This is a genomic window from Erwinia sp. BNK-24-b (genome assembly GCF_047456155.1).
In the GTDB taxonomy this organism is placed as follows: Bacteria; Pseudomonadota; Gammaproteobacteria; order Enterobacterales; family Enterobacteriaceae; genus Erwinia; species Erwinia phyllosphaerae.
Genome location: NZ_CP179901.1, coordinates 3,918,330 through 3,930,399 on the forward strand (window position 1 = coordinate 3,918,330; position 12,070 = coordinate 3,930,399).

The following is a 12,070-nucleotide window of genomic DNA, read 5'->3' on the forward strand; positions in this document are numbered from 1 at the left end:
GGGGCAAGCGTTTTGCCCCGTTTTATCTTTGCGGCCATCAGGCTACTGGTCAAACTTTTTCCGCGCCTGATAAACCCGCAGTACTGATGCAGGACACAGTCAGGCAACAACCAGTGAGGGCAAACCTCTCGACACTATTTCCCTGTTAAACCTTCTATTACCCATCATATTTTAAAACCCCGAAAGTTAATTCTCGCCAATAATTAAACCTGCGTATTTAAAAAAGATATTGATCTCATTACGAGGAAGTGACCACCACAAGCAATTAACCACAATTACATTAACGTCTTAAAAAAAGAAGACTATCTCTTTATTACCTCAACCAGCTGTTTATCCGGGATAATAACATTCCGGCGCTCACGGAATTTAATTTATTCATAACAATTACTAAATATTTTATTATCATCCTATTAAAAAATTAATATACTTAAGTCCCTTGTTACCGCTTTGAACTTTTTTGCTATCCCTTATCGGAGGTCTACTCGTGTCCGTATTCTCTTTGACTACCGTGCAGCAGGCCGTCTGGCTTGATCAGCAACTGATGCCCGACACGCCCTGCTATAATATCGGCGCGCTGTGGCATATTGATAAGTCTCTGGATATTGCGTTATTTCATCAGGCTATCCGACATGTTATGCGGCAGCACGACGCATTAAATATTGTCCTGAATGAAAATGAAAACGGCATTAATCAGACTACCGTCTATAATAAAGAACCGCTTCTCGAATACCACGATTTGAGTAAGGGATCTCTTTCTTTAACTCAGGCCAAAGATTTTTTAAATAATCACTTCATCCAACCTTTTAAACTGTATGGAGAACTTCTCTGGCGAAGCTTTACGGTAAAAGTGAATGATGAGACCACTCTCTGGCTGCTTAATGCGCATCACCTGATTATTGATGGCACCTCCATTTCGGTATTAAGTAAGGCAGTAATGGAGTGTTATAAGTCACTACGGTCAAAAGAATTGACGGCGATGACGCCTCTGCCGGGCTACCGTGAATTTATTGCCAGCGACGGCGACTATTTACAGTCAGCCCGCTACCAGCGTGACCGCGAATACTGGCTGCGTCATTTTGACCAGGCACCCGTTTCGCAACTCGTTCGCCGTCCAGGCTTTTCTGAGCACAAGGTCTGGCCCAGCACCCATACCGTTCGGCGGCTCCCAGCCGCTCGTTACCAGCAGCTTGTGGCGTTTTCCCGGCACGCTGGTGGCTCCGCAATGCACTTTTTCAGCGCGTTGATCGCCTGCTGGTACGCTCGCCAGTGGCAAACCGACGAGGTGGCTCTGGGCGTGCCGGTGCACAATCGTAGCGGCGCGCGCTATAAGCAGATGGCCGGCATGTTCTCTTCCATGATCCCGGCGAAACTCACTATCGATACGGCACAGCCCTTTACCCTCGTCATTAAGCAGATAGCCGACGAACTGCGACGTAACTATCGTCACCAGCGTTTTCCCATCGCCGAGCTAAATCGTCATTTACGGCTTGCCCAGCAGGGCCGCCGCCAGCTGTTTGACCTGAGCTTTTCGCTGGAGGAATTTTCGACCAATATCGACCTTGATGGCGTTCCGCTAAAAACGGAGGCGCCGCATCATTACCATGAGCAGATGCCGCTGGCGGTCTATCTGCGTCATTACCATCCCGGCGACGATCCGCTGCTGGAGTGCAACGTTAACCTGGCCTGGTTTAGCGAAGCGGAAGCGGAGCAAATCGCCGACCGTCTGGTGCAGATGATGAACGCCATTCTTGACGGCCCGGAAAATTTGCCCGTTGCCCAACTGCCGCTGCTGCTGCCTGATGAACAGCAAAAAATTTTCGCCGAATGGAACGCCACGGACGAGCCCTGGCCGTTTCCGGAAGGCATTCATCGCTGGTTTGAGCAACGGGTCGCCGCGCAGCCAAAAGCCGTGGCACTCTGCGGCTACGCTGAACCAACCAGCTATCAGTCGCTTAATCGCCAGGCCAATCAGCTCGCAAGACATCTGCGGCGGCTTGGACTTAAGCCGGACGACCGCGTTGCGCTGTGCGTAGAACGCGGCAAAGAGATGGTCGTAGCCCTGCTGGCCGTGCTTAAAGCAGGTGGCGCCTATGTGCCGCTCGATCCCGACTATCCGCAGCATCGCCTTGACGCAATGCTCAGCGACTGCGGCGCGGCGATATTACTGGTTGATGACGCGGGAGAAAAAGCGTTACGGGGAACAGAGCAAAGCGCCCTTCTTTGTCTGCATCTGCACAATGACAGAGTACGCTGGCGCGAGGCCCCCGGAGAAAACCTTCCCGCAGCCTGCGCCAACCCCCAGCGGTCGCTGGCTTATGTTATTTACACTTCCGGCTCTACGGGAAAACCGAAAGGCGTGATGAACGAACACCTTGCCGTGATGAACCGGCTAAAGTGGATGCAGCAGGCTTATCAGCTCCAGCCGAATGAAACGGTGCTGCAAAAAACGCCGTTTAGCTTTGACGTGTCGGTCTGGGAGTTTTTCTGGCCGCTGATAACGGGCGCGCGGCTGGCGCTGGCAAAGCCTGGCGGCCATCGCGAACCGGATTACCTCAGCGAGCTGATCCGCGAGCAGCAGGTCACTACGCTGCACTTTGTGCCATCCATGCTGCAACTCTTTTTGCACCACGGCGTGATGACCCACTGTAACAGCTTAAAACGCATAATCTGTAGCGGAGAAGCTTTGCCGCTGGCTACGGTGCAGCGCTGCCACCAGCTGCTGCCGCATGCTGAATTACATAATCTTTACGGCCCAACGGAAGCCGCTGTTGACGTTTCCTGGTGGCACTGCCAGCCTGGCGATCCGCGCCCGCTGGTTCCTATCGGCAGGCCCATTGCCAATACTCGCCTCTATATTCTCGACGCGCAGCTACAGCCCGTCCCGCCCGGTGCCAGCGGTGAACTGCATATTGGCGGCATTCAGGTAGCCAGAGGCTATCTCAATCGTCCGGACCTGAATCAGGAACGTTTTATCGCCGATCCGTTCAGCACGGGCCAGGAAGCCAGACTGTACAAAACGGGCGATCTGGCGCGATGGCTGGACGACGGCAGCATTGAATATCTGGGGCGTAACGATTTTCAGGTAAAAATTCACGGATTACGCATTGAGCCAGGCGAAATCGAGCTTCAGCTCTCTCATTGCCAGGGCGTAAAAGGGGCGTTGGTACAGGCTTGCGATGATGGACAGGGTGGAAAACGGCTGGTGGCGTGGGTAGTAGCGCAGCAGGAAGCCGATCTTAGCCAGCGTCTTCGCCAGGCGTTAAAAGGAACGCTACCCGATCACATGATCCCGGCGGTTATTGTGCAGCTGGATGCCTTTCCGCTGTCGCCAAACGGTAAGCTGGACCGCAAAGCGCTGCCGCAACCGCAGGCCAGTGAGGAGAAATCTTTTGTGCCGCCAGCTGACGATGACGAACGACTGCTGGCCGAATGCTGGCGTGATTTACTGGGCGTTGGCCAGGTAAGCCGTGACGATGATTTCTTTGCGCTTGGCGGCCATTCTCTGCACGCCATCCAGCTGATGATGCGGCTTAAAAAGCAGGGAATAGCGATAGAGATGAAAACGCTGTTTTCCCATACCACGCTGCAAGCACAGGCCAGCGCGATACGTGCCGGTAGCCCGCTCGCCATAGCCGCCACCCCGGATCCGCTGCAAAAGCTTCTTAAACAGCTTAATCAGCATCAGGAAGATTTCTGTTTATTGCAGCCGTTGAATGCACATTGTGCCGAACAGGATTTGTGGATGGTGCATCCTGCCGTCGTCGGCTGCGAAATTTATCGCGAGCTGGCGTTAAGTCTTGAAGGCAAGATGAATGTTATTGGTATTAATAACTACAACTTGTTTAACCAACCGCATATTGCCGCGCTTCCTGCGCTGGCCAGCTATTACTTACAACATATACGGCAGCGCGGTTTACCGAAAAACCGTCCTGTTTACCTGCTTGGCTGGTCGCTGGGCGGTCTGATTGCGCTGGAAATAGCCGCGCAGCTTGAGCAGGCTGGCTATCAGCATATTCATGTCTTTATGCTGGATAGCTTTTATCAGACGGCCATACAGCAGCATATCGTGCCGGGCATGCTGGCTTCCTTACTGGCTTCTCTTGGCCTGGAGGGTAACGTGGTCAGACGCGCACTTGCTGCTGAAGAAACCGAAATAAGGCTCAATAACCAGACGCTAAGCGCCAGGCTTTTCCACACGCGGGTCACTCTGTTTAAGGCCACGAAGTTCCTCGGCCTGACCCTTGAAAGCGAGGCTGACGGGCGCGAAGTTCTGGCCATTGCCGATAACGGACTGAGTAAAATTTGTTCGCATCTGAAAGTGATACCGCTGGCAGCCGACCACCACTCCATTATCTCCTGCCATCAGGAAATTATTGCCGCCCTGACCGTGGTCCCACAGGTAACGCCTACGGCCTGATACTTTTGCCGCAAACGGGGTAGTTTGCGGCCTTTTCCCGATGCAGGTAAGATGATTCTTCTGCCTGCTTCTCTTCCTGCAACCTGCTAAAACAGCATCGTTTTATCCGGAAAAGCGGCTTCCAAAACTCAAAGGAAATTCGTCCATGGAAACCCGTAGCAGTGAGCGAGTAAAAAAACTGGCGCAGGCGCTCAAGCGCACTGACAAAATCCATCTAAAAGAGGCGGCGCTGATGCTGGGCGTGTCTGAAATGACTATTCGCCGCGATCTTAACGAGCAGCCTTCCACCGTGGTTCTGCTTGGCGGCTACATCGTCAGCGATCCGAAAGCTACCCAGCGCCACTATTTTGTTTCCGATCAGCAGACGCACAACGTCGACAAAAAACGGCGGCTGGGCCAGCTGGCGGCCACGCTGATCCAGCCGGGCGATACGGTATTTTTCGATTGCGGCACGACCATGCCGTGGATTATTGAAGCTATCGATAACGATCTGGAATTTATCGCCATCTGCTGCGCGGTCAATACGTTTCTGGCGCTGAAAGAAAAACCGCGTTGCCGGGTGATCCTCAACGGTGGCGAGTTTCACGCCGATAACGCGATTTTCACGCCGCTGGGCCAGGGATCGGTGATCGACAATCTTTGTCCCGGCAAAGCCTTTATTTCGGCAGCGGGCATCGATGTGGATCAGGGCGTAACCTGTTTTAATCTCAATGAACTGCCGATGAAACACCAGGTCCTGGTGCGCGCCAGCCATAAAATTCTGGTGGCCGACAGCAGCAAATTTGGCAAAGTGCTGCCTGCCCGCATTGGCGATCTGGCCCTGTTTGATACGTTAATCAGCGATGAGGCCGCGCCGAAAAAGCTGGCGCAGCAGCTGGAGCTGGCTGGCGTTACGCAATACCTGTCGGCCACGTCGGGATAAACTGTCGTTTCACGGCTGTGATTGCCGGGTGAAACCAGCTAAACTTCGGGGTCTGAGTGGGCAGTGAATGCCCCGGTTACTAAACAGACATCAAGAGGCTCATCCTACGTGGCTCAATTCGTCTATAGCATGCATCGCGTCGGCAAAGTCGTTCCGCCGAAGCGTCATATCCTGAAAAACATCTCCCTGAGCTTTTTCCCTGGCGCAAAAATTGGCGTGCTGGGTTTAAACGGCGCGGGTAAATCCACGCTGCTGCGCATTATGGCCGGCATTGATAAAGATATCGAAGGCGAGGCGCGCCCGCAGCCCGGTATCAAAATCGGCTATCTGCCGCAGGAGCCGCAGCTCAATCTGGAGCACACCGTTCGCGAATCGGTGGAGGAAGCGCTGGCCGAAGTCGTTGGCGCGCTGAAGCGTCTGGACGAGGTGTACGCGCTGTACGCAGAAGAAGATGCGGATTTTGACAAGCTGGCCGCTGAGCAAGGTCGTCTGGAAGAGATTATCCAGGCGCACGACGGCCATAACCTGAATACGCAGCTGGAACGCGCCGCCGATGCGCTGCGCCTGCCGGACTGGGATGCAAAAATCGCGAATCTTTCCGGTGGTGAACGCCGCCGCGTCGCGCTGTGCCGTCTGCTGCTGGAAAAACCGGACATGCTGCTGCTGGACGAACCAACCAACCACCTGGATGCTGAATCCGTGGCGTGGCTGGAACGCTTCCTGCACGACTTTGAAGGCACCGTAGTTGCAATTACCCATGACCGTTACTTCCTGGACAACGTGGCTGGCTGGATCCTGGAGCTGGACCGTGGCGAAGGTATCCCGTGGGAAGGCAACTACTCTTCCTGGCTGGAGCAGAAAGATGCTCGTCTGGCGCAGGAAGCGTCAAGCGAAGCGGCTCGCCGTAAATCGATTGAGAAAGAGCTGGAGTGGGTGCGCGCCGGTACCAAAGGCCGTCAGTCTAAAGGCAAAGCCCGCCTGGCGCGTTTTGAAGAACTGAACAGCACCGACTACCAGAAGCGTAACGAAACCAACGAACTCTTTATTCCACCAGGCGCGCGCCTTGGCGATAAAGTGCTGGAAATCAGCAATCTGCGCAAATCTTATGGCGATCGCGTACTGATTGACGACCTCTCCTTCTCCGTACCGAAAGGGGCTATCGTCGGCATTATCGGTCCAAACGGCGCGGGTAAATCAACGCTGTTCCGTATGATGTCCGGTCAGGAGCAGCCTGATTCCGGCAATATCGTGCTGGGCGACACCGTGAAGCTGGCGTCCGTGGACCAGTTCCGCGACAGCATGGATAACTCTAAAACCGTCTGGGAAGAAGTGTCCGGCGGCCAGGACATCATGCGCATCGGCAACACCGAAATGCCAAGCCGCGCCTACGTTGGCCGCTTTAACTTTAAAGGCGTCGATCAGGGTAAACGCGTGGGCGAACTGTCCGGCGGTGAACGCGGTCGTCTGCATCTGGCCAAGCTGCTGCAGGTTGGCGGCAACATGCTACTGCTCGATGAACCGACCAACGACCTGGATATTGAAACCCTGCGCGCGCTGGAAAACGCCCTGCTGGAGTTCCCGGGCTGCGCGATGGTTATCTCGCATGACCGCTGGTTCCTGGACCGTATCGCCACGCACATTCTGGACTATCAGGATGAAGGCAAAATCGAATTCTTTGAAGGTAACTTCACCGAATACGAAGAGTACAAGAAGCGTACGCTGGGCGCGGATGCGCTGGAGCCAAAACGCATCAAGTACAAGCGTATGAGCAAGTAAGAAGTTAACTGCATCAGCGTGCGGGAGCGCTTAGCCCGCACGCTTTTTATTACCGGTAAAACTCCCGAAACACCTCGGACTCCAGCGCAAAGTCGACAAAGCGTACCAGCGCGGGCGAATTCAGCTTGCGGCTCGGATAAACCAGCCACAGTTCATTGCCTGATACTTTCCAGTCCGGCAGCACGTCTACCAGCGTTCCCGCCAATAGCGACTCTTCTGCCAGAAATCGCGGCAGCAAAGTAATACCGGCACCTTCCAGCGCGCACTCTCGCGCATAAACCAAATTATCGGTGATATGTACCGGCGGCAGCAGCCAGCGGTAAAACTCCTCATCCTTTTTTAATACCCACTCATTCCACGCGCGATGTGCAATACAGCGATGCTCCGCCAGCTGCTGCGGATGCGTAATCGCTTTATAGCACGCCAGATAATCGGGCGAGGCCACCATCAGGCGATCGCAATAGCCTATCCGACGGCCAATCAGCGATGAATCCTGCGGCTGGCCGGTACGTAAAGCGATGTCATAGCCCTCCTGGACAATGTCGCGCACCTCGTCCGAAACGGCAACCTCCAGCGTGACGTCCGGATAGGCCTGTTGAAAAGTGGCGTTAAACCGCGCCAGCAGCGTAGCGCCAATACCGGCTGGTGAAGTAATGCGTAGTCGCCCGCTGGGATTATCCCGTAGCCGCTCGATAGTCATACTGGCTCTTTCACTGGCCTGCAGCATCTCGCTGCAGTGCACAAGATAGCGCTCTCCGGCAAAGGTCAGATTGAGCTGTCGGGTCGTACGGTTAATCAGACGCAGTCCCAGCGTCTGCTCAAGTTGACTGATACGCTGGCTAACGCTGGACTTCGGCAGTCCCGCGCGCTTAGCCGCCCCGGTAAAACTGCCGCATTCGGCCACCATGGCGAAAAGGGCCATAGCCTGCAGCTGCTTAAACATGATTGTTCACCTGACACGAACACTGAGTTAGTAATTGTACGGCTTATCATTAGCCTGCTTAGCTTCTACACTCAATTAACACAACTTAAAGGAAATGCGCTATGACAATCCGAGCTATTGCTGTAAATCCAGAAAAACCGGATCAATTTATTGAAATACAAACAGATAAACATGGCCCTGAAGATTATGACCTGCTGGTAGAGGTCAAAGCCGCCTCGGTAAATCCGGTTGATACCAAAGTGCACAAAGGCGCACAAAAAAATGGCCTGCAGCAACCGCGTATTCTGGGCTGGGATGCCAGCGGCGTTGTGCTGGAAGTGGGCAGTAAAGTCAATAATTTTAAACCCGGTGATGAAGTTTACTACGCCGGTGACATCACTCGTCCGGGCAGCAACGCGACGCAGCAGCTCATCGATTCCCGTATTGTCGGTCATAAGCCAGCCTCGCTGAACTGGGCGGAGGCCGCTGCTATCCCGCTGACGGCGCTAACCGCGTGGGAAGGACTGTTTGACAGACTCCATATCGACCAGGCCGCAGAAGGCAAAACGCTGTTGATTGTCGGCGGCGCGGGCGGCGTAGGTTCGCTGGCTATCCCCTTTGCTAAGCTGCACAGCAAAGTAAAAATTATAGCTACCGCTTCACAGCCGGATTCTGCCCAGTGGTGTAAAGATCGCGGAGCCGACCTGGTTATTAACTATAAAGATATGCCAGCAGAGCTGGAAAAACACGGCCTGAAGCAGGTTGATTATATCTTCTGTCTGAACGATACAGATGGTCACTGGAACACGCTGGCGCAGTTGATTGCGCCACAGGGCCAGATTTGCACCATCGTGGAAAACGAAAAGCCGCTGGACATGGAGCAACTCAAGCTAAAAAGCGCGGCGCTGCACTGGGAATTCATGTATACCCGCAGCATGTACACCACGCCGGATATCGCTAAACAGGGCGAAATTCTGGCCGCGACGGCAAAACTGCTGGATGAAGGGAAAGTCACTACTTCACTCAGTAAAACGCTGCACGGTTTAAGCGTAGAGACGTTGACGCAGGCACACCAACTGGTGCTGGAAGGCCACATGCGCGGCAAAGTGGTGCTGGTTTACTAAGTAAAAAAGACGTTTTCGTTTTTTCAGGCTGCTAACCCACCTGAAATTATGAGCGCATAGAGGTTACCAACAATCTAAAAGGGCGTTTTCGCCCTTTTTATTAAAAGCCGGTAATCATAAACCCGCCAAGCTCTTCTTTTAATTTATTCATTTCAATCAGACTGTTACTGCTCCACCGCTTACCGACCTGCTTAAAGAAACTGGCAATTTGAAGACGCAGCGGCAGGCCAGCCACTTCCTCTTTTTGCAGGCCTAATACATTCGCCAGTAAAGTGTTATTGCCGATTGTCATACCCAGATCCCATAAATTATCGAACCTGTGGCTATTAATTTCTTTATCGCTGAACCAGATATCGACAGCGTCCTGCCTTCCTTTTTCCGCCAGCAGCATCCCCTGAAAAACCATTTTCAAGTAACGGCGGGTTCCTTTAAGCAAAGGGGACTGATACATGTTCACTTCGAGTTGTTGCAGAAAAGTGATCTGTTGCGAAGGAGAAACCTGATTGAATAACAGCTCAAAAGCCTGTGCCGCGTAAGTTTTTTCACAGGTTATCGCGTGAAAATAATCACTCATGGTTTGTTTTTTATCGATAGCAACAGGAGCAATGGAGAGATAGCGATCGAGCAGCTGCTGCAGATTTTCCTGCGCGCGCATACTGTAAATATACTCTTTTGTGGCTTCAGAAGTGCTGAGGTAAGCAAGATTGGCGGCCTGTTCATTATGGCCTTCAACAGGCAAAACCAGCAGGCGAGCCTGACAGGCTACCTGACGATGTAAATAGCGAAACTCACCACAGGTACCCGCACCTGCAGTGGTTATGCCATCCGCATCGGCGAGGTAACAAAGATGTAAGGTGTTTAAATTACCTGTCGCGCCAGAGCCGCAGAAAATAAAAACTCGGCAGCTATAATCCGGATGATTCTGTGCCAGCCTGGTTTGAATATGCTGTGCAATACTGTTTGTTTTCTTGTGGGCATAAATATAAACGATATTTTTTTTGCTGTAATCTCTGGTAACGTTCTCCGAACAGATAGCCCCAACAAAAGCCGCGCCGGTTTTAAGGCAATTCTGCAATTTTGCAGCGGCGGCGTTTGCAGAAAGCAGATGCTTTTCTATTTCTTTCATTATCCGCTCCTGGGCAACAGCAACGGGTATACCAGCGTTTATCTGTAGCCTGGCGGCTGTATCGATCATATTCCCAAGCGTATTTTTTTCGCCTGGCGCAATGTGAGATATTTTTTCGCCTGTACCACCAAGCACTTTGGCTAAAAGGGCATATTTTGGCAAAAAATTAATTTGCGTATGGATGGTTTCCAGCAAAATGGCGTGATTTTGCTGGTCCAGACGATGGTGCCCGGGAATGCCAATACAGGCCGCCGCTTTTTGCAAAGCAAAATCCATATCCGTCAGCACGTACACTCGATTAAAAAGCGTTTCCCGGCTCAGCACCCGCAGCAAACTGCTAAATAAAACCTTACTTTCTATTAGCGGCAGGCTATGTATATCCATTCCCGGTTGATAAATAACGCACTGCCCCAGACCATCAACACAGCTATTTCCCTGCGGTTTCATTCTGTTGCGTAGAGGATAACAGGCCAGCCTTTCAAGGATCATCGCATCATTCGATCCTCCGGTTTTATCATCCAGATAGCCGTAAACAGGCCTGGTTGCTTCAGCCAGCACCACCGCAATCCCTTTTTGTAAGAGCTTACGGCATAAAACATCCAGCTCGGCTCGCCGGGGGATGTTCTCCCACACTGGCGGTACGTGAAAAATAACGACACAGCCGGAAGTGAAAGCACCTTTTTCTAAAGCATGACCAATAATATTTAATAAACGTCCCGTATGTCCGCCGCCCGTTGGAGAATAACCGACAACTAAAATTTTCGCTCCCCGGTTGTGGTTTGCCGCCTGTAGAACAGTGAGAGGATCACTAAAGGTAGTAGCCGGTTTCGTGCTAAACATTTTTAACCTCTGCTTAACGGTTTATTGACCGTGCCAGACGTGAATAAGTGTGTCGCACACCTCTGATGGCAATGCCGTAGGCCAGAATGTTCTCCGGTAGCGCTATTCCCATATACCCCGTATCACCAATATGATGTAGGTCTGCTCCCGCCATTTTACTCATTAAGGCAATCTGTCTGATGGTATTGATATCGCTTCCTTCCTGTGAGGTTCCCACTGCGGTCATCGCCATGATGCCCTGCTGATGGGCACAGGCAATCAGCGACTGTACCCGTTCCAGACTCATGCCGGGCAGCGTACCTGGTGCAGGCACGAGCACAATATCAGCGCCATGCCGGGCAAAGTTGGCTATATCGGTTTCGGTAATGATGGCCTGCGCGCTTTCACTGATGACGCCCGCACCGTGCATTTTTCCACTTATCAAAACAACATTGCTTCCTACCGCCTCTTTTAATTCTCCCAGCGCTTTGGCCAGCGCCAGATTACTGATGCCGTTGCCTGGATTACCAGTAAGCACAATGATTTTCGCCCCCATTTCTACCACGCGCCTGGCATTTTCGGCGGTGGCTTCCCGCCCGGCGCTCATTTGCCATATTTCTTTATGGTTGTTTGCAAAATTCGGGTCCACGGCCTCAAGGTTAACGCCAATAATTCGCCCGGTCAGATGCTGTAGCTCAGAGAGCATTTTTTCCGATGAAATACCGGCAGGCATTCCCTGTATTAATGGATTCAGACAGTCGAACATGTTAACGAGCAAAATATCTGCGCCCTGTGCGGCAGCCAGCTCTGCATTAGTGACATTATTTAATAGTGGCTGCGTGATAGCGATAGTTTCGCTAACCAATATACGCCCTTCGCTGGCGCGTATAGCATACAGCAGCTCGTCTTTATTCACCGCCGCCAGATCCGAGGCGCAGCAATCCAGAAATCTTTTCTGTTTCAT

7 protein-coding genes are annotated in these 12,070 nt (G+C 52.5%); 4 read left to right on the forward strand and 3 right to left on the reverse strand.

Going from position 1 to position 12,070, the window contains the following annotated elements; translation table 11 throughout:
• Positions 1 to 484: 484 nt before the first annotated feature.
• The 3 genes from ACMGGR_RS18025 to ettA all read left to right on the forward strand — a co-directional run bounded on the left by ACMGGR_RS18025 (position 485) and on the right by ettA (position 7,115).
• On the forward strand, positions 485 to 4,417 hold the full coding sequence (locus tag ACMGGR_RS18025; protein WP_414147485.1) for an amino acid adenylation domain-containing protein: 3,933 nt from the start codon (positions 485 to 487) through the stop codon (positions 4,415 to 4,417).
• Between the two features lie 145 nt (positions 4,418 to 4,562).
• Complete coding sequence (gene deoR / locus ACMGGR_RS18030) at positions 4,563 to 5,339, forward strand: DNA-binding transcriptional repressor DeoR (protein WP_246762003.1); 777 nt, start codon at positions 4,563 to 4,565, stop codon at positions 5,337 to 5,339.
• Positions 5,340 to 5,447: 108 nt separating this feature from the next.
• A complete protein-coding gene (gene ettA, locus ACMGGR_RS18035; protein WP_246762005.1) occupies positions 5,448 to 7,115 on the forward strand; it encodes an energy-dependent translational throttle protein EttA in 1,668 nt (555 codons plus the stop codon).
• Positions 7,116 to 7,164: 49 nt separating this feature from the next.
• Here the strand turns inward: ettA and ACMGGR_RS18040 are convergent, their stop codons facing one another.
• Positions 7,165 to 8,061, reverse strand: a complete 897-nt coding sequence (locus ACMGGR_RS18040) for a LysR family transcriptional regulator (protein WP_246762048.1) — start codon at positions 8,059 to 8,061, stop codon at positions 7,165 to 7,167.
• A gap of 98 nt (positions 8,062 to 8,159) precedes the next feature.
• Between ACMGGR_RS18040 and ACMGGR_RS18045 the strand changes: the two genes are divergently transcribed.
• Positions 8,160 to 9,161: a zinc-binding alcohol dehydrogenase family protein gene (locus ACMGGR_RS18045; protein WP_246762007.1), complete on the forward strand. Its 1,002-nt coding sequence runs from the start codon at positions 8,160 to 8,162 to the stop codon at positions 9,159 to 9,161.
• Positions 9,162 to 9,261: 100 nt separating this feature from the next.
• Here ACMGGR_RS18045 and ACMGGR_RS18050 read toward each other — a convergent pair whose 3' ends face one another.
• Complete coding sequence (locus ACMGGR_RS18050; RefSeq protein WP_414147486.1) at positions 9,262 to 11,127, reverse strand: hypothetical protein; 1,866 nt, start codon at positions 11,125 to 11,127, stop codon at positions 9,262 to 9,264.
• 13 nt (positions 11,128 to 11,140) lie between these two features.
• Entirely contained in the window at positions 11,141 to 12,070 is a 930-nt protein-coding gene (locus ACMGGR_RS18055; RefSeq protein WP_414147487.1) for a haloacid dehalogenase-like hydrolase, read from the reverse strand.